This window comes from Kitasatospora sp. NPDC048722 (assembly GCF_040650235.1).
In the GTDB taxonomy this organism is placed as follows: domain Bacteria; phylum Actinomycetota; class Actinomycetes; order Streptomycetales; family Streptomycetaceae; genus Kitasatospora.
The window spans coordinates 23,513-48,562 of the sequence record NZ_JBEZGX010000001.1; the positions used below are offsets into that span (position 1 = coordinate 23,513).

Genomic DNA, 25,050 nt, shown 5'->3' on the forward strand with positions numbered 1-25,050 from the left:
AACTTCGCAAAGAATGGACTTCTTCAGAGGGGTCCCCCACCTGCAGATTCAACAGATTGTTGCAGCTCAGCGGCAAGGTGATCACCGATTGTCATTCGCCCGTAACCTGACGTATGCAAGCATGTCGGCGATCTGCAGGAGTACGGTTCCGAAGGAATCGCGAGCCGTTCGAGAGAGCACGTCGAACAGCTTCGCGGGGTACTTCGCCACGCGGTGAACAGCCGTAGCGGGAATTGGTGCGACGAATGGGTCAGGAAAAGGACGGACCAGCGGCCCGGGAGGCCACCCACCCGATATCCGTCAGATTAGTGATCGAAGTTCTGCGCGGAATGGCCCAGGTGGATCTCCTGCCGTCGGCGGTGTGCGGCCTGATCTTCACGGCCGCGCTCCTCGCCGCCGGCTGGCGGTACGGCGCCTACGGCCTGCTCGGCAGTGCGGTCGGCACCGGCACCGCGTACGCGCTGCAGCTCGCACCCGGCGCCGTCGGCGAGGGACTGCTCGGCTACAACGGCGTGCTGGTGACGATGGCCCTGTGCGGGGTGTTCGTCGCCCCCGGCGCCTGGAGCGCGGCCTACGCGCTGTCCGGGGCGGTCGCCGCGACCGTGCTGACCCCGGCGCTCGACGCCGTCGCCGCGCCCTTCGGCAGCCATGCCTTCACGTGGCCGTTCGTCGTTACCACGGTGCTGTTCCTCGCGGCGGTGCCGGCCGTTCCGCGGCTGCGCCGGGTCTGAGGGTCCGTCCCATTCCCCGAACTCCTCTGCGTTTCTCCGACGCCTCGTCGAAATGCCGGAAAGGAAGCGTGATCCCCGTGAACCTGTCCCCGCGCGAGATGGACAAGCTGTACATCTACGTCGTGGCCGATCTGGCCCGCAAACGCCGCGACCGCGGCGTCAAACTGAATTACAGCGAGGCCTGCGCACTGATCAGCGAGGCCATCATGGAGGGCGCCCGGGACGGGCGCACCGTCGCCGAGTGCATGGAGATCGGCAAGCAGGTCGTCGGCAGCGCCGACGTCATGCCCGGCGTGCGCGAGATGCTCCCGCTGCTCCAGGTCGAGGCCGCCTTCCTCGACGGCACCAAGCTCGTCTCCTGCCACGACCCGGTCGGTGCCTGAGTGACCGCCGACCGCCGGGCCGCCACCGTGGTGCTGGCCGGCGGGCACGAGAGCGGCCACGCCCACGACCTCGCCCCCCTGGTGGAGCGCGAGCCCGCGATCCACGCGGCGGCCGCCCCGGGACGCGACCTCGACGCGGCCGTCCGCTCGGCACTCGCCGCCACCGGCGGACCGGTGTGCGTCGTCCCCATGACGCTCGGCCGCGATCCGAGGCTCGTCGCCGACAGCGCCCGCGCCCTGCACTGGCTCGCCGCCGGCGAGGCCCGCGGCCGGCTCGCCCTCACCGCGCCGTTCGGCGCCGCCGAACACCTCGTCGGCTGGCTGCGTGCCGCGGCCGGCGCCGCCCCCGACCCCGACGGCGCGATTCTGGTCACCGCCCCGGCGGCCGGACCGTTCCAGGACGCCGAGCTCTTCCGGATCGCCCGGCTCGTCCGCCAGTACGGGCACCACCGCCTGGTCGAGGTGGCCCTCGCGGGCGGCGACCCCGGCCCCGCCGAGGGCGCCGAACGCTGCCGCCTCCTCGGCGCCCGCACGGTCACCGCCGTCCCGGCCTCCTTCGGACGGGCGGTCACGCCGCGGGCACCGGCCGGCGTCCGCGACGGCGGGCCGCTGCTGCGCCCCTCCGCGATCGCCGGGGTGGTCGCGGCCCGCACGGCGGCGGCCCTGCACCTGCTCGGCCGCGGCGAGGACGGCGTCGCGGCCGGACTCGACGCCGAGCACGGGCACGGCTACGCCCACAGCCACGGCCCGGGCGGCGCTCACGGCCACGGCCCGGGCGGCGCTCACGGCCACGGCCCGGGCGCGGGTCACGGCCACGCTCCTGGGCACGGCCACGCGCACGTCCACACGCACCACTGAACGAACCCCACTGAACCGAGGGAGAGGAAGGGCCAGCCATGTCTGGTGGCGCCACGTACCTGTACGGCGACGACCCGGTGGAGATCAACGCCGGCCGCGCCACGGTCACCGTCACGGTCAGCAACACGGGCGACCGGGCGATCCAGGTCGGTTCCCACTACCACTTCTTCGAGGCCAACCGCGCCCTCGACTTCGACCGCAACGCCGCCTACGGCAAGCACCTGGACATCCCGGCCGGCACCGCCGTGCGCTTCGAGCCCGGCGACACCTTGGACGTCACGCTCGCCGAGTTCGGCGGCCACGGCCGCCTGGTCGGCTTCAGCAACCTCGTCGACGGCGGCATCAAGTCCGCCGACACGCGCGCCCGCGCCATCGGCCGGGCGATCGCGCTCGGCTTCAAGGGCACCAACCTCGACCACAAGGACGACCGCAAGGAAGGCGCCCTCTGATGGCCATGCTCTCCCGCAAGCAGTACACCGACCTGTTCGGGCCCACGGTCGGCGACCGCTTCCACCTCGCGGACACCAACCTCGTGGTCGAGGTCGAGAAGGACTTCAACCAGGGCCACTACGGCGACGAGGCCGTCTACGGCGGCGGCAAGGGCATCCGCGACGGCATGGCCCAGGACCCGGCCGCCACCTCCGTCCAGGGCGCGCTCGACCTGGTCATCACCAACGTCGTCGTCCTGGACCCGGTCCTCGGCGTCGTCAAGGGCGACATCGGCGTCAAGGACGGCTTCATCACCGCCGTCGGCAAGGCCGGCAACCCGCACACCCAGAGCGGCGTGCACCCCAAGCTGGTGATCGGCCCCGGTACGGAGGTCATCTCCGGCGAGCACCTGATCGCCACCGCCGGCGGCATCGACACCCACATCCACTTCATCGCCCCCCAGCAGGTCCAGGAGGCGCTGAGCAACGGCATCACCACCCTCATCGGCGGCGGCACCGGTCCCTCCGACGGCACCAACGGCACCACCTGCACGCCCGGCCCGTGGAACATCGGCCGGATGTACCAGGCCGTCGAGGACCTCCCGGTCAACGTCGGCCTCCTCGGCAAGGGCAACGGCTCGCTGCCCGGCGCCCTGCGCGAACAGGTCGAGGCGGGCGTGTGCGGCCTCAAGGTGCACGAGGACTGGGGCAGCACCCCGGCCGCGATCGACACCGCGCTTCGCGTCGCCGACGAGTACGACGTCCAGGTCGCCATCCACACGGACACCCTCAACGAGGGCGGCTTCTTCGAGGACACCCTCTCCGCGATCGACGGCCGCACCATCCACACCTTCCACACCGAGGGCGCCGGCGGCGGCCACGCCCCCGACATCATGCGGATCGCCGGCGAGGCCAACGTCCTGCCGTCCTCGACGAACCCGACCCTGCCCTACACCGTCAACTCCGTCGACGAGCTCCTCGACATGGTGATGGTCTGCCACCACCTCAGCCACGACATCCCCGAGGACGTCTCCTTCGCCGACTCCCGGGTGCGCGCCGAGACCATCGCCGCCGAGACCGTCCTGCACGACGAGGGCGTCATCTCGATCTTCTCCTCCGACTCGCAGGCCATGGGCCGCATCGGAGAGTCCTTCACCCGCGCCTTCCAGACCGCCCACCACTGCAAGGACCAGCGCGGCAAGCTCGCCGGCGACACCGACCGCAACGACAACTTCCGCGTCCTGCGCTACCTCGCCAAGCTCACCATCAACCCGGCCATCGCCTCCGGCACCGCCGACCACATCGGCTCCCTGGAACCCGGCAAGCTCGCCGACATCGTGCTCTGGCCGATCAACTCCTTCGGCGCCAAGCCCAAGATGGTCATCAAGGGCGGCGTCATCAACTGGGCCCTCATGGGCGACCCCAACGCCTCCCTGCCCACCCCGCAGCCGGTCTACTACCGCCCGATGTACGGCGCGCTCGGCCGCGCCAAGCAGGCCACCCGGGTCTCCTTCATGTCCCAGGCCGCGGTCGACCTCGGCGTCCCGGCCCGGCTCGGCCTCGACAGCCGCGTCCTGCCGGTGCAGCGGTGCCGCTCGGTCGGCAAGCAGCACATGGTCCGCAACGACGCCCTGCCGAAGATCGCGGTCGACCCGGAGACCTACAAGGTCACCCTGGACGGCGAGCCCGCCACCATCGAGCCCGCCCGCGAACTCCCGCTCAACCACCTGTTCTACCTCGCATGAGCGGCCCGGTCGGCGGTGACCCGCTCGGTGGGGACACGGGCGGCGGTGTCCCGCACGGCGGTGACCCGGGCGGCCTGGACGCCCTGCTGGTCTGCCTCCAGCTCACCGACTCCGCATTCCCCAGCGGGTTCTACACCCTCTCCCACGGGCTGGAGGGCTACGCCCAGGCCAAGGCCGTCACCCCGGACACCATGCCGGACCTGCTCACCGACCTGCTGCGCCACTCGGTGGGCCCGGGCGACGCCACCGCGCTGGCCCTCGCCCACCGCGCCGCGACGGCCGGAAACTGGGAGCTGCTCGCCGAGGTCGACGAGCGGCTGCACGCGACCAAGCTCAACCGCGAACTGCGTCTGGCCTCCACCCGCACCGGACGCCAACTCCTGGACATCGCCCGGGAGTCGCTCGGCGGCGAACCCCTGGAGCGGTACGCCGAACTGGTCGCCGACAAGCGCGCCCCCGGCTCGCAGGCGGTCGCCGCCGGGGTCGCGTACGCCGCCGCCGGCGTCCCGGCCGAACAGGCCCTCGCCGGTGACCTGTTCGCGTTCTGCACCAGCTTCGTCGGCGCCGCGCTGAGACTGCGGCTGACCGACCACCGCAAGGCGCAGGTCGTGCTGCGGTCGGTCGCGCCGGTGCTCCGGGAGGTCGTCCGGGCCGCCCTGGCGCGGGAGCTGGCCGACCTCGGCGGCTGCGTGCCGGTCGCGGACGCGATGTCCGGACGGCACGAGCGGGCCGAGGCCCGGCTGTTCATGAGCTGACCCGCCGCGGCAACGGCGCCGTGGGCGCCACCGAGATCCGAGCAACACCGCACCAGAGGAGGAAACTTGACCGAGAACGTGCTCCGCGTCGGCATCGGCGGCCCCGTCGGCTCCGGCAAGACGGCGCTGATCGAGGCCCTCGTCCCGGTCCTGATCGCCCGTGGCCACCGCCCTGCGGTCGTCACCAACGACATCTACACCCAGGAGGACGCCCAGCACGTGCGCCGCACCCTGGCCGGCCTGCTCGACCCCGAGCGGGTCGTGGGCGTCGAGACCGGCGCCTGCCCGCACACCGCCGTCCGGGACGACCCGACGATGAACCTCGCCGCCGGCGCCGAGCTCCTGGAACGCTTCCCCGACGTCGACACCCTGCTCTACGAATCCGGCGGCGACAACCTGACCCTGACCTTCAGCCCCGTCCTCGTCGACCTCTTCCTCTTCGTCCTCGACACCGCCGAGGGCGAGAAGATGCCCCGCAAGCGCGGCCCGGGCATCACCGAGTCCGACCTCCTGGTCATCAACAAGATCGACATCGCCCAGTACGTCCGCGCGGACCTCGGCGTCATGGAGTCCGACGCCCACCGCGTCCGCGAGGGCGGACCCGTCGTGCTCACCAACTGCCTGACCGGCGAGGGACTGGAGGAGATCGCCGCCTTCCTGGAGACCTTCCGCAAGGTCGCCGCATGACGGCCGCCCCGGACGTGGCCGCTGACGTGGCGCCGGACGTGGCGCCGGGCATGGGGCCGGACGTGGCGCCGGACATGGCCGCTGACGTGGCGCCGGACGTGGCACCACCGAGGCTCGACCCCCGGCACTACGAGCCGGCCCGCGTCCCGGCCGAGGTCCGCCGGCACGCCGGGACGCCCGACACCCTCGGGGTCGGGCGCCCCGGCAAGGTCGGCCTGCTGGAACTGTCCTTCGAGAAGATCGGCGCCCGCACCGAACTCACCGGCCACTACCAGAAGTCGCCGCTGCAGATCATGCGCCCGCTCTACTACGACCCCGCCCGTCCGGACCTCGCCGTCACCCTCCTGATGTCCACCGGCGGCGGCATCCTCCAGGCCGACCGGCTGCGCACCGACCTCCACTGCGGCGCCGACACGGCCGTGCACCTCACCACCCAGGCGGCCACCAAGGTCTACCGGATGGAGTTCGACTACGCGACGCAGCTCGTCAACCTGCGCGCCGGCCCCCGCGCCTACGTCGAGTACCTGCCCGAGCCCGTCATCCCCTTCGTCGACTCCCGCCTCTACCAGCGCACCGTCCTCACCGTCGACCCCGCCGCCACCGTCCTCGCCGGCGAGACCGTCCTCGCCGGGCGCCTGGCCCGCGGCGAGCGCAACGCCTACCGGGTGTTCGCCTCCGACCTCGAAGTGCGGCGCCCGGACGGCCGACTGGTCGCCCTGGACACCGTCCGCCTGGAGCCGGGCGGCGGGGGCGTTTCGGGCCCGGCGGTGCTCGCCGGACACGACGTGATGGCCAGCCTGTACGCGATCACGCCGCTCGCCCCGGCCGCCCGGGTCGCCGACGCCCTGCACGAGGCCCTCATCGGCCGTGGCCTGCTGTACGGCGTCAGCGTCCTGCCGCACGACGCCGGCGCCTGGCTGCGCCTGCTCGGCGACGACACCCGCGCCTGCGCCGCCGCGATGCGCACCGCGTGGGACGCCGTGCGCCGCCTCCTGATCGGTGCCCCGGCCCCGGACCTGCGCAAGACCTGACACCCGGCCACGGTCCTAGCGGTACCAGTCCCCGCCCTCGCACAGGCTCCGTTCGAGGTACTGGCGGAGCCTGCCGGCGACCATCGAGCGGCTGTCGGCAGCTCGGCGAGGTCGGACGGCACCCGCTGTCCGAGTGCCCGCTCGGCCTCCGCCAGCGTGTCGTCGGAGGCCGGGGCGCCGAGCTCGGTGCCCGGAGCCAGCTCAAGGATCAGTTCGCGCCACATGGAGGGCAGTCTTCCAGAGCCCGCCGGACGTACCGCTTCTGCCAGGGCGTCTCGACGGCGTGCGGGCGGTAGTGCGCCCGCACGTAGGCGACGGCCTCGGCGGGCGGGACGCCGTCCAGGACGGCGATGCGGGCGAGCGCGGTGCCGGTGCGGCCGCGGCCGCCGAGGCAGGCGACCTCCACGCGTTGGGCGGCGCAGCGCCGCCACGCCTCGTGGAAGGCGGCGCGGGCGTCGGCGCGGTCGGCGGGCAGGCGGAAGTCGGGCCAGCGCACCCAGCGGGCCTCCCACGGCACGGGGGCGGGCCGGTGACCGAGGAGGTAGAGCGCGAAGTCGGGGGAGGGGCCGGGCGGCAGCGGACGGCTGAGGCCCCGGCCGCGCAGGAGGCGGCCGGACGGGAGCCGCAGGATGCCGGGGGCGGTCGGGTCCCACGTTGTCTCGGGCACGTCATCCCTTCGGATTTTCGCTTGTGCTGGAGCGAGGCTGGCGATTTTAATCGTCGGCAGGGCCGCTGTCCGGCCCCTTATCGAGGGAGATGTCCATGATTGCGTACGTCCCTTGTCCGGTCTCCTCCGCCACCGCCGCCGCGTCCCCTGTCCGCTCCGGGGCCGGTTCCGACTCGGGCTCGAACGACACCGGCTGGAACGCCGTCCCGGGCGCGGCCCGCTGAACCGCTGAACGATTCCTGAGCGTCGGTCACGACGCGACGTAGAGCCCCGCCGCCGCCGGCATCCCGGTACGGTGGGCGAGGGCGGCGGCCTCGCCGCGCGAGGCGACGCCCAGCTTCGCCAGGATGTTGGCGACGTGGAACTTCACCGTCGACTCGCTGATGTGCAGTTCCCGGGCGATGTCGCGGTTGCGCCGGCCGCGCGCCACCTGGTCCAGGACCTCCAGCTCGCGCGGCTGCAGGCCGTCCAGCGGATCCCCGGCGAGGGCCGGTCCGGGAGCCACGAGCGGCAGGTCCACCGTCACCGTGCTGCCCCAGCCGGGCACGGCCTCCACGGCGGCCCGGCCGCCGAGGGCGGTGATCCGGTCGGCGGTGCGGTGCACGGCGAGGGCGTCGGAGGCGAGCAGGCCCGGGCCGTCGTCCCGCACCACCGCCCGCAGCACGTCTCCGGTGAACGCCCAGCTCACGTGAAGCCGCGTCACCCCGTCCTGGTCGAGCATGGTGAGGACGGTCGCCCGGACGGCGTCCCGGGCGGTGTGCGCGGTGTCCGCCGGGACCGACCGGGCGGACTCCGCCGGGGGCACCAGGTCCAGCCGGACCCGGCCGTGCCGCAGCAGCGGGCGCAGTTCCTCCGCCAGCCGGGCGAACGCGGTGTCGGCCGGCTCCTCGCTGAGCGTCCGGTCGAGTTCGGCGCCCGCGCGCAGGTCCAGCAGTGCCGTCACGGCCAGTTCGGCGGCGCTGCGGCGCGCGGTCGCGTCGTCCAGGGCGGGCGAGCGCAGCGGCCCGAGGATCGCGGTGAGCGCGGCGCTGTGCATGCCGGTGAACTCGGCGATCGCGCGGGCCCGGGCGTTCGCCGAGGCCCGGGACGTCGCCGCGTGCTTGGGGCCCGCGTCGGTGGCGCGGTGGTGCGAGTGCGTCACGAGCAGCTCCCACAGCTGCTGGAGGACGGCCAGCGCGCCGTCGGGCACCGGCTCGGCGCTCGCGCGGACCAGCACCAGCAGGGCGGCGCTGCCGGCGTTGGGCGTCTTGTCGGCGCCCGGCGCGCCGCCTGTGTCCGGGGCGCTGCCGGTGCCCGGTGCGGGCGTGCTGCCGGTGCCCGGTGCGGGCGTGCTGCCGGTGCCCGGCGTCGCCGAGACCACCACGACGGGCCGGGTGCGGCCCGCGAGCAGGGACTCGCCCTGCCACGGCCGGCCCTGCGCGGTCGCGTCGGCGGTGGCCTCGGCGAGCCGGGCCAGCTCCAGGCTGACGACCTCCCCGGCGACCTCCGGCAGGCCGAGCGCGTTCGCGGGGGAGTACGTGCAGATGCCGCTGAGCTGGGCGACCGCCACGTGCGGGACGAGCGTGCCGAGCACCTCGGAGAGGCGGACCAGCAACATCGGCCGGGGCGCGCGCAGCACCTCGACGGCCCGCGCGAGCGCGTCCTCCGGACGTCCCCACGCGCTCTGCCAGTCCACGTCCGTGCTCACTCCGGTCATGCCGTCCAGCCTAGCCCCGGGCGCGGCCGGCCGACCTGGCCGTTGGGAGGGGCGGAACCGTCCGAAAGGACGGCCGGGGAGAGCGGGCCGGGCACCGAGGATGGAGCCGTACGAGAACACGGGGTTCACGAACTCCTCGACACGGCAAGGACCTTCCCATGACCAAGGCGATCGTCATCTCCGAGTACGGCGGCGCGGACGTGCTGCGCCCCATCGACCTCGACCTGCCCGCCCCGGGTGCCGGCGAGGTCCTGGTCGAGGTCCGTGCGGCGGGCGTCAACCCGCTGGACCACAAGATCCGCGCCGGCCTGATGGCGGAGGTCTTCCCCGTGCCCCTTCCCTTCGTCCCCGGCTTCGAACTGTCCGGCGTGGTCCGGGCGGTCGGCGCGGACGTCACCGCGTGGAGGCCCGGTGACGAGGTGTTCGGCGCGGTGATGGGCGGCGCGCACGCCGAGCACGTGATCGTGCCCGCCGCCCAGCTGGCCCGCAGGCCCGCCACGCTGGGCTGGGAGGAGGCCGCGGCGATCCCGGTCGCGGCGGAGACCGCCGAACGGGCGCTGGACGTCCTGGACGTCAGGGCCGGCGAGACGCTGTTGGTGCACGGCGCGGCCGGCGGGGTCGGCACCGTGCTGCTGCAGTTCGCCCGGGCGCGCGGGATCACGGTCGTCGGCACCGCGAGCGCGGCCAACCACGCCCACCTGCGCGAGCTGGGCGCCATCCCGGTGGCCTACGGCGACGGGCTGGCCGAGCGCGTACGGGCCGCTGCGCCGGGCGGTGTGCACAAGGTGCTGGACGCGGCCGGGCTCGGCGGGGTGCTGCCGCTCTCGATCGAGCTCGCGGGCGGCGCCGACCGGGTGCTGACGATCGCCGACTTCGCGGGCGCCGCGGAGCACGGGGTGCGCTTCACCGGCGGAGCCGAGGGCGTCGAGCCCTACTACGGCCGCGCGTTCGAGGCCGCGCTCGCGCTGCACGCGGCGGGGGACCTGCGGTTGCCGCTGCACCGGGTGCTCCCGCTCGCCGAGGCGGCGGAGGCGCACCGGGTGAGCGAGCACGGGCACCTGCGGGGGAAGATCGTGCTCACGGTGTGAGGTCGAGCAGATGACAGACGACAACTTTCAGATGACAGATTTTGAAATCTGTCATCTGAAAGTTGTTCGCCGACCGCCGACCGCCGACCGCCGACCGCTGTGAGCCGTTCGTCGAGCAGGCCAAACAGGCGCCTTCCCCGCCTTTCTGGCCGTTCGTCGATAAAGTCCGGCGTCATGGCGACTGTGCACGCAACAGGTGACGGGGTGGGGCGGCTCGCGGGCAGGTCCTGCGTGGTGACGGGCGCGGCGAGCGGCATCGGCCGGGCCGTCGCCGAGCGCTTCGCCCGCGAGGGCGCGGCGGTGACCGCGACCGACGTCGACGCCGTCGGCCTGGCCCGGCTCGCGGACCAACTCCCGTACGACATCGGAACGGTGGTCGGCGATGTCGCGCGCGACGAGGACGCGCGCCGGATGATCGACGCCGCCGTCGAGCGCAACGGCCGGCTCGACGTCCTGGTCGCCAACGCCGGCGTGCTCCCGCTCATGGAGATCACCGAGGCCACCGCCGAGGACTGGGACCACGTCATGGCCATCGACGGCCGCGGCATGTTCCTGACCTGCAAGTACGCGATCGCCGCGATGACCGCCCAGGAGCGGCCCGGCGGCTCCGTCGTCTGCGTCTCCTCCATCTCCGGCGAGGCCGGCCAGCGCGGCCAGGCGGTCTACGGGCCCGCCAAGTTCGTCGCCTCCGGCCTCACCAAACACCTCGCCGTGGAGTGGGCCGACCGCGGTATCCGCGTCAACGCGGTCGCCCCCGGCACCATCACCACCGAACGCGTCGTCCGGCTGCGCGACGAACCCGGCGGCCCCGAGTACCTCACCGCGATCGAGAAGCTCCACCCGATGGGCCGGCTCGGTTCCCCGGCGGAGGTCGCGGCGGCCGTGCTGTTCCTGGCCTCCGACGAGGCGTCGTTCATCACGGGAGCCGTCCTGCCGGTGGACGGCGGGTACCTGGCGCAGTAGCGGCGAGTTCGCCGGGCTCGCCGGAGAACACGACCTCGCCGCGGTGCAGCACGTGCACGACGGCCGCGCCGGCCAGAGTGCCGGGGAGGTCCTGCGCGCTCAGGACCACCGTCGTCCCGGCGGCGAGCAGGTGGGCGTGCAGGCGGGCGACGACGCCCGGCGCCAGGCCTCGCTCGGGTTCGTCGAGGAGCAGCAGCTCGGGCTCGGCGGCCAGTGCCCTTGCAAGGGCCACGAGTTGCTGCTGTCCGCCGGAGAGCGTGCCGGCCCGGCGGGGCAGCAGCGCGGCCAGCTCGGGAAACAGGTCGAGCGCCGACTCGCCGCCGGGACCGGCGAGTTGGAGGTGCTCGGCCACCGTCAGTGAACCGAACACCGCCCGCTCCGCCGGAACCAGCGCGAGCCCCGCCCGCACCCGCCGCCGCACCGACAGCCCGGTGACGTCCCGGCCCCGCCACACGACCCGGCCCCCGGACAGCCGAACGAGCCCGGCAAGGGCGTGCAGCGCGCTCGTCCGCCCGGCGCCGTTCGGCCCGAGCAGGACGCTCACCAGCCCGGACGGGAACGCCAGGTCCACCCCGTGCAGCGCTTCGAGCGGACCGTAGCGGACCCGCGCCGAGCACAACGCGATCTCCACCGGCATCACGCCCCCCCGCCCCACGCCCGGGTCACCCGCGGATCCGCCAGCACCGCCGCCGCGGTGCCGGCCGCCACCACCCGGCCGGCCGCCATCGCGTATACGGTGTCGGCGAGTTCGGCGACCAGACCGGCATCGTGCTCGACCAGCAGCAGTGCCATCCCGCGCCCCGCGAGTCCCCGCAACACCGCCACCAGCCTGGCCGTCTGGGCCGAATCCAGCCCCGCCGCAGGCTCGTCCAGCAGCAGCACCCGCGGCTCGCCCGCCAGCGCCCGGGCCAGTTCCACCAGGCGCAGCACCCCGGTCGGCTGCGCCCCGGCCGATTCCTCGGCCATCTCCCGCAGCCCGAACAGCGCGAGCGCCCGCTCGGTGCGCCCCCGGACGTCCGCCCGGTCGGGCCGCTGCTCGGCGCCCACGCGGACGTTGTCGGCGACGGAGAGGGTGGGGAAGACGGCGATCTGCTGGAAGGTCCGGGCGAGCCCCAGTCGCACCCGCGCGTGCGCCGCGACCCGTGTGACGTCCCGCCCGCCGAGCAGCACCCGCCCGGCGTCCGGCTTGACCGTCCCGGCCAGGCAGTCGAACAGCGTGCTCTTCCCTGCTCCGTTCGGCCCGATCAGCGCGGTGATCCGCCCGGCGGGCGCGACGAGGTCGACACCGCCGACGGCCTCGATCCCGCCGTAGCGGCGCACGATGCCGCGGGCGGTGAGGCGGGCCGCGCCCCCGCTCACCGCTCCTCCTCCCGCGCGATCCGCACCGCGATCGTCGCCCGCACCCTGCGGCCCGCCGGGGTGAGGCGCCCGGGCGGCAGTGATGGCGGCGCCTGCGCGGGCCTGCGGCCGGGCAGGGCGGCGAGCCCGCCGGGGAACCGTCCGATGGCGGCGGCGAGGACGCCCACCGCCACCGCCGACACGCCCGCGACCGTGCCCGCGTCGAGGCCGATCAGCAGGGCGGCGGCCAGGACGGCCCCCAGCGCGCTGTCCGCCCCCGCCACCACCACCGCCGCGAACCACAACAGCCCCCGCACCGGGTCGAACGACGCCGCGTCGAAGGCCCGCCCGGCGAGCCCCATCAGCCCGCCGCCCAGTGCCGCGAGCGCCGCGCCCGCCACGAAGGCGAGCAGCTTCAGCCCGGGCACGTCCACCCCTGCCGCGACGGCGCCGGCCTCGTGGTCGCGCATCGCGGTGAGCGCCCGTCCGAGGCGCCCCCGGTGGAGGCCGCGCACGAGCGCCGCCCCGAGCCCCAGGAGCACGAGTTCGGCGACGTAGAAGGCGCGGTCTCCGGCCAGGAAGGACGGCCGGTCGAGGGTGAGCCCGGTGGTCGCGTACGGCTGCTGGAAGACGAACCGGCTCATCGCCGTCCCGACCGCGAAGGTGACCAGCGCGAGCGCCAGCCCGCGCCGCCGGATCGCCGGCCAGCCGGTGAGCAGCCCGAGCGGCGCGGTCACGAGGACGGCGAGAAGCAGCGCGGGCGCGGCCGGCATCGGCGGGAGCCCGGGCACCCGGCCCGACATCAGCAGCGCCGTCCCGAGCGCGCCCATCCCCGCGTACCCCGCCTGCCCGAGCGAGATCTGCCCGCCGTACCCGGTGACGACGACGATCGACAGCAGCACGAGGGCGAGCGCCGGTACGAGCAGCGCGCTGCGCAGGTCGTTGCCCCGGAACCCGAGCGGCAGCAGGAGCAGCACGAGGCACACCGCCGCCGCCCCGCGCCCGCCACCTGCGGCCCCGGGCGCCGAGAACGCGGGACGGCCGTGCCGTTCGCCGGAGATGCGCGGGCCGGCGAGCAGTGCGGTGGCGAGCAGGGCGATCACGAACAGGTTCGACTGCACCGCCTCCACCAGCGGCAGCAACTGCCCGGCCGGGTGCAGCCGGGTGAGCTCTGCCTGGGCGACGCCGAGCCCGAGCCCGGTGGCGACGGCGACCGGGATGCTGCGCAGCCGGGCCGCGACGGCGACCGCCATGGTCTCCATGACGAGCAGCGGCAGCCCGTACGGGTCGAGCAGCAGGTACGGCGCGAGGGCGATGCCGACCAGTCCGGCGGTGAACGAGCCGAACGCCCACCCGGCGGCCGAGACCCGGTCGGCGTCCACCCCGGCGAGGCCGGCGAGGCGGCGGTCGTCGACGACGGCGCGCAGGTGCAGGCCGAAGCGGGTCCAGCGGGTGGTGGCGGCGACGGTGAGCGCGAGCACGAGGATCGCGGCGAGCTGGGCGACGGTGTCGGCCCGCAGTGCGTGCCCGCCGGGCAGCCGGATCGGCGCGCTGCCGAGCGGTGAGGGCGCACCGGCCAGCGGCGGGGCGCCCCACAGCAGCACGACGGCGCCGATGAGCAGCACGAACACGCCGAGCCCGGCGACCATCGTGTCGGCCGGTCCGGCGCCGCGCCGTTGCAGGGGGCGGTAGACGAGGACGTCCAGCAGCACGCCGAGCGTGGGGGCGACGAGCAGCAGGCAGAACGCGACGGCGGGCCACACCGGCCAGTGCCGCACCACGACGAGGTCGCGCAACAGGTAGGCGACGGCCATCGCCTGCGCGCCCTGCGCGATGTTGAGCACGCCGGTGGCACGGTGGCACACCACCAGGCCGATGCCGCTGAGCGCGGCGGCGCTGCCGACGGTGAGCCCGGCGAGGGCGAGGTCGACGGTGAGGCCGAAGGAGTCGGAGGCGGCCATCGGGGCTCAGCCTGCGGGCGGGGCGGACTCGCCCGGACGAGTGGCGGCGGGACCGTCGGGACGGGCGGGGCCGTCGTCCGGTGCGGTGGGAGGCTCGCAGACCGGGCAGCCCGTCAAGCTCCGGGCCCGGACGGCCTCCGGGTCCACCCGCATGGCCGTGTCCTTCCCGGTGACGAGCGGACAGTCCGGCCGGTGGTAGTGCGTGCCGCCGGGCACGGCGAGCCACCCGCGGCTCTCGGACTCCGGCGAGAACGGCGGTTCCCCGGCAGCCCCAGGATCCTCCGGCTCGACCAGGAGCGCGTACAGCCGCTCCACCCGGAGGTCGGTCGGGTCGCCGCGCCCCGACGGGGGCGGCGGCCGCAGTGCGACCACCACCGCGCCCGCCACGATCAGCGCCGCGCCGGGGATCGTGGACGACGCCAGGTAGGGGATCTGCTGCTCGACGAAGGGCTCGCCGGACACCCCGTACCAGCCCAGCACGCACAGCACCGCCCCGGCCGCGACGAGCAGCCACCCGGCCCACTCGCGCGCGCCCCGCAGGACCCGCGGCCGACGGGCGCCGCGCCGGACGGGGGACTCCCGCGCGGCGTTCCGGGCGGTTCGTCCGCCGGATTGCGATTCGTCCATCGATCCGCCTTCATGGTGTCACTTGCGACGTTTCCAGGATCGGCCTGGAACGGCATCCGGGACACCACCAGATCGACCCCATCAGATCGACCCCGCGAGATCGACCCCGCGAGATCGACCCCGCGAGGGAACACCCGAAAGGGAACAGCCATGCCTGTGACGGAGAGCGGCAAGCCCAGGGTCCTGCGGACGGCGGCGACCGCGCTGCTCGCGCTGCTGCTGGCCGGATCGGTGGCCGCGTGCAGCAGCAGCACGTCCGGTTCGTCGTCGTCGGCGTCTTCGGAGAAGTCGGCAGCCTCGGCGGCCGTTTCCTCGGCGTCGGCGGCCATCTCGTCGGCGGTGGCCAGTGCGAGCGCCGCCGCTTCCCCCGGCGCCTCCGCGAGCGGCACCGCACCCGCCGACCCGGCCGCCGCGAAGGCCGAGGTCACCGCCAACTGGGAGAAGTTCTTCGACCCGGCCACCCCCGTCGCCGACAAGGCCAAGCTGCTCCAGAACGGTGACGTCCTGCTCCCCGTCCTCCAGGGCTTCTCCCAGGACCCGCGCGTCGGCCAGGTGCAGGCCCAGGTGTCCGACGTGACGTTCACCGACGCCACCCACGCCACCGTCACCTACGCGCTCTCGCTGCAGGGCACCGTCGTCGAGCCGAACGCGTCCGGCCAGGCCGTCCTCGACAACGGTACGTGGAAGGTCTCCCGCGCCACGCTCTGCGGCCTCCTGACCCAGGCCGCCGGTGCGAGCGGCACCCCGATCGCCGGATGCGTCTGACGGCCGCCGCCCCCCGCCGGGTGCCCGTCGTCCTGCTGGCCCTGCTCCTGCTGCTGACGGCCTGCGGCACCCGGCTTCCGGACGGTGCGTTCACCGGCCGCCCCACACCCGCAGGCCCGGGGTCCGGTCCCGGCCCCGCCTCCGGCGCCAACCCGGCCTCGGACACCGGGGTCACCGCCGGCGAGATCCGGATCGGCATCGTCACGTCGCTGACCAGCCCGGTCGGCAGCGACGTGTTCAGCGGTCCGCGCTACGGCGCCCAGGCGTTCTTCCAGGCCCTCAACGACCGCGGCGGCCTGCACGGGCGCACCGTCCGGCTCGTCACCTGCGACGACGCGGGCAGCGGCATCGGCAACCAGGACTGCGTCCACCGCCTGATCGACCAGGCCCACGTCTTCGCCTTCGTGAGCGGCAGCGTCCTCGACTACGCGGGCGCGCCGTACGTCAGCGGCAAGGCCGTGCCGGACGTCGGCGGGCAGCCGATCGGCACCGCCTACGACCGCTGGCCGCACCTGTACGGCATCTACGGCAGCGCCGCGCCGCGCGACGGGCGGTCGGTGGGCTGGAACGGGACGCTCTACCAGAGCACCGAGGTGTTCCGTTTCTTCAAGGAGCGCCTGGGCGCGGCCAGCGCCGCCGTCGTCGCCTACAACCAGGCCGACTCGGCCCGCTACGCCGCCCAGCTGAAGGCCGGTCTGGAGGCGGAGGGCTACCGGGTGCTGCTCCAGACGGTGGACTTCGCGCTGCCGGACTTCCAAGCGGTCGCGGCCGCCGTCCGCGCCGACGGCTCGCAGCTCCTCTTCGACGCCATGGACACCCGCGGCAACGCGGCCCTGTGCCGCGCCCTGGACGAGGCCGGGGTGCGGGTGACGGCGAAGGTGACCAACGTGCAGAACTGGTCGGAGTCGGTACGCACCGACTACCAGTCCTCACCCGGTTGCCGCAACGTGCTCTGGGCGACCTCGTCCAGCCTGAACTACGAGGACCGGCAGTACCCGGCGGTGCGCGACTTCCGGGCGGCGACGGCCCGCTACTACCCCGACCGGGCGGCGCAGCTGTCCGCCTGGGAGCTGGAGGGCTGGGCGGGCGCCCAGTGGCTCACCGACGCGATGGACTCCTGCGGCGCGGCCCTCACCCGGGCCTGCGTGGAGGCGTTCATGAACCGCGCCGAGCCGTACGACGCGCACGGCCTGATCCTGCCCGCCTCGTTCGTCCCCCAGCCGCCGCCGGCGGGCCTCGCGCGCGCCTGCCTGAACGCCGCCCGCTGGGAGGACTCGGCCGAGGGCGGCGCGGGCGGCTGGGTCACCCAGGTGCCCTCGATGACGACGACCTGCTACGACGTGCCACAGCTGCCGTACAGGCCCTGACCGGTCCCGTGCGTCAGTCGTCCGCGAGCCGCTCCACCACGACCATCGCAGCGTCGTCGTCCAGGCGGCCGCCGACGTGGGCCAGGAGGTCGCGGCGCAGGCGGTGCAGGAGGACGGACGGGCGGTCGGCCTGCCAGGCCGCGACGCGTTCGGTGAGCGGGTAGAAGCGCTTGTGGGCGTCCCGGGCCTCGATCACGCCGTCCGTGTAGATCAGCAGCCGGTCGCCGGGCCGGAACGGGAACACCTCGACCTGGTACTCGCCCGGCGCCAGTTCGCCGAGGCCGAGCGGCGGCGCCGGGTGGTCGGCGGCCAGCGGGGTGATGCCGTCGGCGCGCAGGAGCAGCGGGGGCGGGTGGCCGCAGTCGATCAGGCGGACCTCGGTGCCGTCGTCGGGGAAGTCGAGCAGGACGGCGGTGATGAAGGACTCGCTGCTGGCGTCCGTCCCGGTGTCCTCCTCGGGCCCGTCGCCGGACCCGCCGACGAGCCGGCGGCGGCTCGCCTGGGCGCTGAGCTGGGCGAGGTCCCAGCAGACACTGCCGTCCAGGTAGGCGGCGAGCCCGGGCAGCTCGGCGTGCAGGTGGGCGGCGGCGCGGAAGGCGCCGAGCAGGAGCGCCGCGTCGCCGAGCGAGGACAGGCCCTTGCCGCGCACGTCGCCCACCAGGAGCCGGGTGCCGGTCGGGGTGCGGGCCGCCGCGTAGAGGTCCCCGCCGACCTGCGCCTCGGCCTCGGCGGCCAGGTAGACGGAGGCGAGGTGCAGCGGCCCGATCCGGTCCGGGAGGGGGCGCAGCAGTACCCGCTGGGCGGCCTCGGAGACCGAGCGGACCCGGGCCAGCTCGCGCTCGTGCCGGTCGCGCAGCACCCGCAGCACGACGATGAGCACCGAGACGGCGAGCTGGGCGGCGAGCTGGGTCTGGATGTTCGTGGTGGTGAGGCCCGCCTCCCGGACGCCGCCGACGACGGCGAGCGCGGCGAGCGCCAGCACGGCGACGCCGAACGTGGCGCGGGCGCCGGCCAGGGAGGCGGTGAGCGCCGGGGCGACGATCAGCAGCGGGCCGAGGTGGATCGACGGCGGCGAGAGGATGTCGACGACCGTGATGACGACGATCAGCGCGAGCGGCAGCGCCGTCAGCGCGCGGCGGTCGGGCCGCCACGATCGGCGGCGGTCGCGGGGGCGCGGGTCACGGTCTCGCTGCCGTAGTGGCACCTCTCCTCTGTACACCGTCGGGGCGGTGCGGCGCACCCCGGGCGGCGTGCGGGGGCCGCGGGGGAGCGGCGGCTCAGCCCTCGGCGCCGTAGCGGGCGAGGTAGTCGGCGAAGCGGGCGACGTCGGCGTCGGACCAGTCGGTGAATCGCTCGGTGAAGGCCAGCCGGCGCTGCTCGTTGGCGTCCCGCAGGAGGGTGAGCCCGGCGTCGGTGGCGCGCAGGATCTGGCCGCGCTGGTCGTCCGGGTCGGTCTCGCGGCGCAGCAGGCCGAGCCGCTCCAGGGCGGTGACCTGTCGGCTGACGGTGGACTTGTCGAGCATGAAGTACGCCGCGACGTCGGCCGCCCGGCAGCCGCCGCGCTCGGTGATCAGGTCGAGGATGCTGTAGGTGACCAGGGAGAGGTCTGGGTGCAGCTGCGAGGCCTTGTGGCGGGCGCGGCGGGCGAAGGCGGTCAGCTCGCGCTGGATGGTGTCGATCGACGTCTGGCGGCCGGGCACGGCGTCCTACCTCCTCGGGATTTGTTGCACTATACAACGGGTTTCGGCGGGGTGCCCGCCGGTCCACCGGTCGGTCCGTCCGCCGACTGGTCCGTCGACTCGTCCGGCGGTCCATCCGGTGTCCCGTCGGCGTTCGCGACCTCGGCCCGCCACGCGCGGGCGGCGGCGATCCGGCGGGTCGCGCTGGGGTGAGTGGCGAACAGTAGCTCAAGCACCCGGGGCGGGTCGACATCGGACACGTTGACCAGTGCCAGTCTGCGCTGCATCGCGATGAACTGCTCGGCGTCCGAGGTCAGTTCGAGGGCGTGCCGGTCCGCCCTGGCCTCGATCCGGCGGCTCGCCGCGCACTGTGCCGGCCCCGACAACGCGCCCAGCAGCGCCCCGATCGCCGCCAGCAGCGGCAGCGCCCGCGGATCCGCCGCGTCCGCCGCCCCGGCCGCCGCCAGGAGCGGCTGCCACGTGCTCAGCAGACCCAGCACCACCACCGCCACGGCCGTGCCCGCCGCACCCAGCACGGTGCCGGTCAGGACGTCCCGGTGCTTCACGTGCCCCAGCTCGTGCGCGACCACCAGCTCGACCTCGCGCGGTTCGGCCGTCGACAGCAGCGTGTCGTACGCGACGATCCGGCGGGTCGCGCCCAGTCCCGACACGTACGCGTTCAGGGCGGTCGTCCGCCGGGAGGCGTCCGCCACCAGGACGTCGCGGATCCCGACGCCGTCCCGCTCCGCCAGCGCGAGCAGCGCCGTCCGCAGCGGTCCTTCCGGCATCGGGGTGAAGCGGTTGAACACCGGCTCGACCACGAGCGGGTGCAGGAACGACAGTGCCCCGACGAGCACCGCCGCCGCGCCCGCCCCCGGCACCCACCAGCGCTCCGGCGACCGCGCCGTCAGCGCGAACAGCCCGAGCGCGAGCGGCAGGGCCAGCACGAGCGCCAGCGCCAGGCCGCGCACCGCGTCCAGCGCCCAGCCCGCCCAGCCCTGCGTCACCAGCCCGTACCGGGCCCGGACGGTCCGCGCGCCGGCGCCGAACGGCAGCTGGGCCGCCTGGCCGAGCACGACGAGCGCCGCGGCGCCCGCCAGGACCTCGGCCGTGCGGGAGCCGCCGAACCAGCCGCCGACGGCGCTCACCAGGGCCGCCCCGGCGGGGGTGAGGCCGAGGACGAGCGTGAGCGCGAGGCCGGTCAGCCGCCCGCCCAGCGCCCACGGGAGCTGGGCGCGGCGCAGGGCCCGGCCGCGGGCGCGTTCGGCGGGGGTGAAGTCGTCCGTGGTGGTGGTGTCCATGGGAGGGGTGCGGCTCCGGGGTCCTGGACGGCGGATGTCGGGGTTCAGCATGGCGCACCGGGCCGGGGTGCGGCCCGTCCTCGGGCGGGTTCACCCTTGCGCCGGTCGGGTGGGGCGGGTCGGGTTCCGACTCCGGGCGGGTGGGTTCCGGCTCCGGTCTTGTCCGCACTGTGTCCGAACGGTGCCGAAACCGCGCGGGTGCGTGACGTAGGCTGACCGCTCTTGTGCCGATGCTCTGCGCGGCCGCTCAGTCTTGCTGCTGGTGTCGATCTCGGGGGGAACCACTCATGCGCCGTGCCGTCTCGTCCGCCGCCGCCTGCGCCGCGCTGCTGCTCGGGCTGACCGGCGTCGCCGCGTGCGGACCCGACGACCCGGCGGCCGGGGCGGGGGACTCCGCGTCCGCCGCCGCGGAGTCCGGGAAGGCGTCCGCCGCGGATTCCGGGCAGGCGTCCGCCGCGCCGACCGCCTCCGGGGCAGCCCCCGCTCCCGCGACGGCCAAGCCGACGGCGCCCCGGCCCGACGGCACCATCCGGGTGGCCTTCGCCGGGGACGTCCACTTCGAGGGCCGCACCGAGGCCCGGCTCGCCGTGCAGCCGCCCGAGCCGCCGCTCGGTCCGATCTCCGCGACCCTCGCGGACGCCGACCTGTCCGTGCTCAACCTGGAGACCGCGATCACCGGGCGCGGCGCCCCGGAGCCCAAGCTCTACACCTTCCGCACCACGCCCAAGGCGCTCGACGCCCTCAAGGCCTCCGGCGTCGACGTCGTCTCCATGGCGAACAACCACGCCGTCGACTTCGGTGCCGACGGCCTCGCCGACACCCTCGCGGCCAAGGACTCCGCGCCGATCCCGGTCATCGGCGTCGGCCGCACCGCCAAGGAGGCGTACGCGCCGTACGTCTCCACGGTGCGCGGCGTGAAGGTCGCCGTGGTCGCGGCCAGCCAGATCGAGGACCTCACCAACCAGAAGTGGCGCGCCGGCGCCGCCAAGCCGGGCATCGCCTCCGCCCTCGACGTCCCCGCCGTGGTCAAGGCGGTGGAGGACGCGAAGCGCCAGGCCTCCGTCGTCCTCGTCTACCTGCACTGGGGCGAGGAGGGCAAGGCCTGCCCGACCGCCGCCCAGACCTCCATCGCGAAGAAGCTCGCCGCCGCCGGTGCCACCGCCGTGGTCGGCACCCACGCCCACACGATGGTCGGCTCCGGCATGCTCGGGAACACGTACGTCGGGTACGGCTTCGGCAACTTCCTCTGGTACGGCACCTCCAACTACCCGTTCTCGAACGAGACCGGCGTCACCACGCTGACCGTCACCGCCGACGGCCGGGTGACCGGCGAGGCGTTCGCCCCGGCGACGGTCGACGACCGGGGCGTCCCGGTGCCCGTCACCGGTGCCGCCGCCGAGGCGGCGCTCAAGCGGCGTGACGGCCTGCGCGGCTGCGCGGGACTCGCGCCCGCTCCCGCCGCCGCGCACTGAGCTCGCCGACGTCCCGGGTGGTCAGCGCCGCGGCCGCGGACAGGCCGGTGCCGCGCGACGCGGCCAGCCGCTCGCGGACCTCGCGCGGCGTGCGCGGGCGCCAGCCGGGACCGTCGCAGCACGAGGAGTGGAACGTCACGCCCGCACGCAGCAGCGCCGTGAGCGCCCGCCAGCCGGCGGCGTCCCGCTTCCCCGGCACCTCCAGGTCGTGCCCGGCGTCCGTCAACTGCCCACCGCAGCGCGGACACCCGTCCCGCCCGGCCGCGCCGTGGCGCTTCATCGACACCCGGCAGGACACGCACACGTAGTGGCGCCGGGAGGTCTGCGATCGCGTGCACATGCGCGCAAGGCTAGGAGAGCCGGCGCGCGGCGGCACCCGGTTTTCGGCGCGTGCGGACGGTGGCAGGATCGGCCGACAGGGCGGACCGTCGGGCGGGCCCGGAAGGCGGACGGATGATCGAGGCGGAACTGAAGGCGCTCGTGCGCCGGCCGGGGGCGGTCCTGCGCCAGCTGGAAGGCGGGTACGGCCCGGGGCGGGCGGAGGTGTACCGGGACACCTACTACGACACGCCGAGCGGCGAACTGCTCGACGGCGACCGGGAGCTGCGGATCCGCGAGATCGAGGGCGCGGACGGATCCCGGCGCGCCCTGCTCACCTACAAGGGCCCCCGGATGGACGGACCGTCCGGCTCGAAGCCCTAGCACGAGACGGCGGTGGCGGACGCCGGCGCCGCCCACGGCATCGCCCGGGGCCTCGGGTACCTGCCCCGGCTCGCCTTCGAGAAGCGCTGCCGCAACTACGCCGTGGAACGCGACGGCCGCCGTCTCCTCGCGACCCTCGTCCGGGTCCCGGGGCTCGACGGGGTGTACCTGGAGGTGGAGACGGGCGCCGAGGCCTCGGGCGAGCTGGCCCCCGCGCTGGCCGTGGTGCGCGGTCTCATGGTCGAACTCGGCATCGAAGAGGGCGACTTCACCACGGAGCTCTACACGGACGCGGTGTCGGCCCGACGTGGTGCGGGAGGTGCGGGCCGGACGGGGTGGTGAGCTGCGGGCGGGGTTCCGAGGGGCGGACATCCGGTCGGTGGGGTTCCGGTGGCCGGAGATCCGGTGGGTGGGTCTCGGTGGGAGGGCTGCTGGCTTTCGGGGCTTCAGGAGGCCGGGCGCCCGGGGCGGTTCGGCCGCGGGAGCGCCGTGCCTCACGGCGTCTGGGCGTAGGCGAACAGCTATGTTAGGTTAGCCTTACCTAAGAGAGCTGGTCGGAGGGGAAGTCCGTGCTGCAGTCCGAACTCACCGGTACGGTCGCCCTGGTCACCGGGGCCGCCCGGGGCATCGGCGCGGCCGTCGTCCGGGCGCTGGTCGCCGAGGGGGCCGTCGTCGCGGCGGCGGACCGTGACGACGGGGCGCTCGCCGCGCTCGCCGAGGAGTCGCCCGCCATCCGCCCGTACGTCCTGGACGTGACGGACCCAGTGGCCGTCGAGACCGTCGTGGCGTCCGTCGAGGGCCGACTCGGGCCGCTGGGAGCCCTGGTGAACGTCGCCGGGATCCTCCGCGCCGCACCCGCCGTCGAACTCTCCGGCCGGGACTGGGCGGACACCTTCGCCGTCAACTCCACCGGGGTGTTCCACACCTGCCGCGCGGTCGGCCGGCGAATGGCCGAGCGCGGGGGCGGCGCCATCGTGACCGTCGGCTCCAACGCCGCCGGGGTGCCGCGCACCGGAATGGCCGCCTACGCGGCCTCCAAGGCGGCGGCGACCATGTTCACCCGCTGCCTCGGGCTCGAACTCGCCCGCTCGGGCGTGCGCTGCAACATCGTCTCGCCCGGCTCGACCGACACCGCGATGCAGCGCTCCCTCTGGAGCGAGGACGCCGAGGCCGCCCGACAACGCGTCATCGACGGAGACTTGGCGGCCTGGCGGGTCGGCATCCCGCTCGGACGGATCGCCGCACCCGCCGACGTCGCCGAGGCCGTGCTGTTCCTGCTCTCCGACCGGGCCCGGCACATCACCATGCACGACCTGTACGTCGACGGCGGCGCCACCCTGCGCGCCTGACGGGCGCGTCGGATCCTCCGGCCGCCGTTCCGTTCTCGCTAGGCCCTTTCCGTTCCTTTCCGGCCGATGTCTTCCCAGGCCCCCGCCGGCCGCCAACTCCCCCCGCCGGCCGTCAACTCCCCAGGCCCCCGCCGGCCGCCAACTCCCGGGCAGCTCCCGGGCAGCTCCCGGACGTCCACCCCACGCAGACTGGAGACTCCAGGTGACCACGGTCCACCACGCCCCCGTCGGGGACCCACCACATCCGCCCGCGGCCACCCCCGCCCCGGACCACACCGTCATCGGTGCGGCCAGCGGCCTGCTCGGCCAGTACCGGGCCGCCTCCGACGAGGCGTTCTTCGCCTCGCCGACCCGCACCCTGCTCACCTCCGGCGTCCACGCCCGGGTGCCGCAGGACCGGCGCCCGCTGCCCGCCCGCGTCGCCGCCACGCTCGCCGACGCCCGTCGGGCCGGAGTCGAACGACCCCTCGTGGTGGGCGCGGTGGCGTTCGACCACGACGCGCGGGCCGAACTCGCCGTGCCCGTCCGGATCCGCACCACCGGCGCACTGCGCGACGACCCGCTGACAGCCCTCCCCGCACCGCCGGTCGAACAGGTGGACTGGCAGGTGCGCCCGGTGCCCGGGCCCGCCGGGTACGGCGCCGGCGTCGCTGCGGCCGTCGAGCGGCTGCGCGCACGGGAGTTGAGCAAGGTCGTCCTGGCTCGCACGCTGGAACTGACCTCCCGCGCCCCGCTCGACCTGCCCGCCGTTCTCCAGCGCCTGGCCCGCCGCGACCCGGGCGGCTACACCTTCGCCGTCCCCGCCGGCGTCGGCCGCACGCTGATCGGCGCCAGCCCCGAACTCCTGCTCTCCCGCCGGGGCACGGCCGTCCGCGCCAACCCGCTGGCCGGCTCGGTGCCGCGCAGCGCCGACCTCGGCGAGGACGTCCGCCGGGCGGCCGCCCTCCTGGAATCTCCCAAGGACCTGCACGAACACGCCGTCGTCGTCGACGCCATCCGCGCCGCGCTGGCACCGTACTGCCGCACCCTCGACATCCCGGCGCGGCCGACCCTCGTGCGGACGGCTGCCATGTGGCACCTCGCGACGACGATCACCGGCGAACTGGCCGATCCGGCCGCCTCTGCACTGGAACTGGCCGCCGCGCTGCACCCCACCCCGGCGGTGTGCGGCACCCCGACCCCCGTCGCCCGCAGGGTCATCGGCGAGACCGAGCCGTTCGACCGCGGCCTGTACGCCGGCATGGTCGGCTGGGGTGACGCGGACGGCGACGGCGAGTGGGTGGTCACCATCCGCTGCGCCGAGGCGCACGAGCGCACCCTGCGCGTCTTCGCGGGCGCGGGCGTCGTCGCGCAGTCGCGGCCGGAGGACGAACTCGCCGAGACCGAGGCAAAGTTCCGCACCTTCCTGGACGCGGCGGGGGTGCCGCGGTGAGGCCCCTGGAGGAGGTGGCTCGTCC

Annotated in this window: 26 protein-coding genes and 1 pseudogene; 18 read left to right on the plus strand and 9 right to left on the minus strand. The window is 74.8% G+C overall.

Features of this window, described 5'->3' with window-relative positions; all coding sequences use genetic code 11:
- Positions 1–245: 245 nt before the first annotated feature.
- The 8 genes from AB0C76_RS00105 to AB0C76_RS00140 all read left to right on the plus strand — a co-directional run bounded on the left by AB0C76_RS00105 (position 246) and on the right by AB0C76_RS00140 (position 6,618).
- A complete protein-coding gene (locus tag AB0C76_RS00105) occupies positions 246–731 on the plus strand; it encodes an urea transporter (protein WP_359957147.1) in 486 nt (161 codons plus the stop codon).
- A gap of 77 nt (positions 732–808) precedes the next feature.
- Complete coding sequence (locus AB0C76_RS00110) at positions 809–1,114, plus strand: urease subunit gamma (protein WP_350739600.1); 306 nt, start codon at positions 809–811, stop codon at positions 1,112–1,114.
- A complete protein-coding gene (locus tag AB0C76_RS00115) occupies positions 1,115–1,972 on the plus strand; it encodes a cobalamin biosynthesis protein CbiX (RefSeq protein WP_359957150.1) in 858 nt (285 codons plus the stop codon). It begins immediately after the preceding gene.
- Positions 1,973–2,010: 38 nt separating this feature from the next.
- Positions 2,011–2,421 (plus strand): urease subunit beta, encoded by a 411-nt coding sequence (locus AB0C76_RS00120; RefSeq protein ID WP_359957153.1) that lies wholly within the window; start codon positions 2,011–2,013, stop codon positions 2,419–2,421.
- Positions 2,421–4,145 carry an urease subunit alpha gene (ureC, locus tag AB0C76_RS00125; protein ID WP_359957156.1) on the plus strand — a complete coding sequence of 575 codons (1,725 nt, stop codon included), beginning with the start codon at positions 2,421–2,423 and terminating at the stop codon, positions 4,143–4,145. The genes AB0C76_RS00120 and ureC overlap by 1 nt, the downstream gene beginning before the upstream one ends.
- Positions 4,142–4,900 (plus strand): urease accessory UreF family protein, encoded by a 759-nt coding sequence (locus tag AB0C76_RS00130; RefSeq protein ID WP_359957158.1) that lies wholly within the window; start codon positions 4,142–4,144, stop codon positions 4,898–4,900. Before ureC ends, AB0C76_RS00130 begins: the two co-directional genes overlap by 4 nt.
- Before the next feature lie 66 nt (positions 4,901–4,966).
- Positions 4,967–5,587 carry an urease accessory protein UreG gene (ureG, locus tag AB0C76_RS00135; protein ID WP_359957161.1) on the plus strand — a complete coding sequence of 207 codons (621 nt, stop codon included), beginning with the start codon at positions 4,967–4,969 and terminating at the stop codon, positions 5,585–5,587.
- 74 nt (positions 5,588–5,661) lie between these two features.
- A complete protein-coding gene (locus AB0C76_RS00140) occupies positions 5,662–6,618 on the plus strand; it encodes an urease accessory protein UreD (protein WP_359958050.1) in 957 nt (318 codons plus the stop codon).
- A gap of 208 nt (positions 6,619–6,826) precedes the next feature.
- Here AB0C76_RS00140 and AB0C76_RS00145 read toward each other — a convergent pair whose 3' ends face one another.
- Complete coding sequence (locus AB0C76_RS00145) at positions 6,827–7,285, minus strand: protein phosphatase (protein WP_359957164.1); 459 nt, start codon at positions 7,283–7,285, stop codon at positions 6,827–6,829.
- A 95-nt stretch (positions 7,286–7,380) separates the two neighbouring features.
- Here AB0C76_RS00145 and AB0C76_RS00150 point away from each other — a divergent pair, with 95 nt between their 5' ends.
- Positions 7,381–7,509, plus strand: a complete 129-nt coding sequence (locus tag AB0C76_RS00150; RefSeq protein WP_359957167.1) for a hypothetical protein — start codon at positions 7,381–7,383, stop codon at positions 7,507–7,509.
- Positions 7,510–7,535: 26 nt separating this feature from the next.
- On the opposite strand, the gene AB0C76_RS00155 is transcribed toward AB0C76_RS00150, so the two are convergent.
- A complete protein-coding gene (locus AB0C76_RS00155; protein ID WP_359957170.1) occupies positions 7,536–8,981 on the minus strand; it encodes a LuxR C-terminal-related transcriptional regulator in 1,446 nt (481 codons plus the stop codon).
- Positions 8,982–9,139: 158 nt separating this feature from the next.
- Here AB0C76_RS00155 and AB0C76_RS00160 point away from each other — a divergent pair, with 158 nt between their 5' ends.
- Together AB0C76_RS00160 and AB0C76_RS00165 are read left to right on the plus strand one after the other, a co-directional pair.
- Entirely contained in the window at positions 9,140–10,069 is a 930-nt protein-coding gene (locus AB0C76_RS00160; RefSeq protein ID WP_359957173.1) for an NADP-dependent oxidoreductase, read from the plus strand.
- Between the two features lie 174 nt (positions 10,070–10,243).
- A complete protein-coding gene (locus AB0C76_RS00165) occupies positions 10,244–11,032 on the plus strand; it encodes an SDR family NAD(P)-dependent oxidoreductase (RefSeq protein WP_359957176.1) in 789 nt (262 codons plus the stop codon).
- Here AB0C76_RS00165 and AB0C76_RS00170 read toward each other — a convergent pair.
- The 3 genes and pseudogenes from AB0C76_RS00170 to AB0C76_RS00180 form a co-directional block, all read right to left on the minus strand.
- Positions 10,986–11,669 (minus strand): ATP-binding cassette domain-containing protein, encoded by a 684-nt coding sequence (locus AB0C76_RS00170; protein WP_359957178.1) that lies wholly within the window; start codon positions 11,667–11,669, stop codon positions 10,986–10,988. The genes AB0C76_RS00165 and AB0C76_RS00170 overlap by 47 nt on opposite strands.
- Positions 11,669–14,331: pseudogene (locus tag AB0C76_RS00175) on the minus strand (ATP-binding cassette domain-containing protein). The gene AB0C76_RS00170 and the pseudogene AB0C76_RS00175 overlap by 1 nt, the downstream one beginning before the upstream one ends.
- Positions 14,332–14,337: 6 nt before the next feature.
- Complete coding sequence (locus AB0C76_RS00180; RefSeq protein WP_359957181.1) at positions 14,338–14,958, minus strand: hypothetical protein; 621 nt, start codon at positions 14,956–14,958, stop codon at positions 14,338–14,340.
- 150 nt (positions 14,959–15,108) lie between these two features.
- Here AB0C76_RS00180 and AB0C76_RS00185 point away from each other — a divergent pair, with 150 nt between their 5' ends.
- A complete protein-coding gene (locus tag AB0C76_RS00185; protein WP_359957184.1) occupies positions 15,109–15,723 on the plus strand; it encodes a hypothetical protein in 615 nt (204 codons plus the stop codon).
- Positions 15,714–17,090 (plus strand): ABC transporter substrate-binding protein, encoded by a 1,377-nt coding sequence (locus tag AB0C76_RS00190; RefSeq protein WP_359957187.1) that lies wholly within the window; start codon positions 15,714–15,716, stop codon positions 17,088–17,090. The genes AB0C76_RS00185 and AB0C76_RS00190 overlap by 10 nt, the downstream gene beginning before the upstream one ends.
- Positions 17,091–17,103: 13 nt before the next feature.
- Here the strand turns inward: AB0C76_RS00190 and AB0C76_RS00195 are convergent, their stop codons facing one another.
- The 3 genes from AB0C76_RS00195 to AB0C76_RS00205 all read right to left on the minus strand — a co-directional run bounded on the left by AB0C76_RS00195 (position 17,104) and on the right by AB0C76_RS00205 (position 20,070).
- Entirely contained in the window at positions 17,104–18,294 is a 1,191-nt protein-coding gene (locus tag AB0C76_RS00195; RefSeq protein WP_359957190.1) for a PP2C family protein-serine/threonine phosphatase, read from the minus strand.
- A 73-nt stretch (positions 18,295–18,367) separates the two neighbouring features.
- Positions 18,368–18,790, minus strand: a complete 423-nt coding sequence (locus AB0C76_RS00200; protein WP_359957193.1) for a MarR family transcriptional regulator — start codon at positions 18,788–18,790, stop codon at positions 18,368–18,370.
- Between the two features lie 29 nt (positions 18,791–18,819).
- Positions 18,820–20,070: a M48 family metalloprotease gene (locus AB0C76_RS00205; RefSeq protein ID WP_359957196.1), complete on the minus strand. Its 1,251-nt coding sequence runs from the start codon at positions 20,068–20,070 to the stop codon at positions 18,820–18,822.
- 287 nt (positions 20,071–20,357) lie between these two features.
- Between AB0C76_RS00205 and AB0C76_RS00210 the strand changes: the two genes are divergently transcribed.
- Complete coding sequence (locus AB0C76_RS00210; RefSeq protein WP_359957199.1) at positions 20,358–21,542, plus strand: CapA family protein; 1,185 nt, start codon at positions 20,358–20,360, stop codon at positions 21,540–21,542.
- Here the strand turns inward: AB0C76_RS00210 and AB0C76_RS00215 are convergent.
- The gene (locus tag AB0C76_RS00215) at positions 21,478–21,882 is read right to left on the minus strand and encodes a hypothetical protein (RefSeq protein WP_359957201.1); all 405 of its coding nucleotides are present in this window, start codon (positions 21,880–21,882) and stop codon (positions 21,478–21,480) included. The genes AB0C76_RS00210 and AB0C76_RS00215 overlap by 65 nt on opposite strands.
- A 113-nt stretch (positions 21,883–21,995) precedes the next feature.
- Here AB0C76_RS00215 and AB0C76_RS00220 point away from each other — a divergent pair, with 113 nt between their 5' ends.
- From AB0C76_RS00220 to dhbC, 4 genes are all read left to right on the plus strand, one after another.
- Positions 21,996–22,244, plus strand: a complete 249-nt coding sequence (locus AB0C76_RS00220) for a CYTH domain-containing protein (protein ID WP_359957204.1) — start codon at positions 21,996–21,998, stop codon at positions 22,242–22,244.
- Between the two features lie 12 nt (positions 22,245–22,256).
- Positions 22,257–22,586, plus strand: a complete 330-nt coding sequence (locus tag AB0C76_RS00225; protein ID WP_359957207.1) for a hypothetical protein — start codon at positions 22,257–22,259, stop codon at positions 22,584–22,586.
- 227 nt (positions 22,587–22,813) lie between these two features.
- The gene (locus AB0C76_RS00230) at positions 22,814–23,593 is read left to right on the plus strand and encodes a 2,3-dihydro-2,3-dihydroxybenzoate dehydrogenase (RefSeq protein WP_359957210.1); all 780 of its coding nucleotides are present in this window, start codon (positions 22,814–22,816) and stop codon (positions 23,591–23,593) included.
- A 202-nt stretch (positions 23,594–23,795) separates the two neighbouring features.
- On the plus strand, positions 23,796–25,025 hold the full coding sequence (gene dhbC, locus AB0C76_RS00235) for an isochorismate synthase DhbC (RefSeq protein WP_359957213.1): 1,230 nt from the start codon (positions 23,796–23,798) through the stop codon (positions 25,023–25,025).
- Positions 25,026–25,050 lie beyond the last annotated feature (25 nt).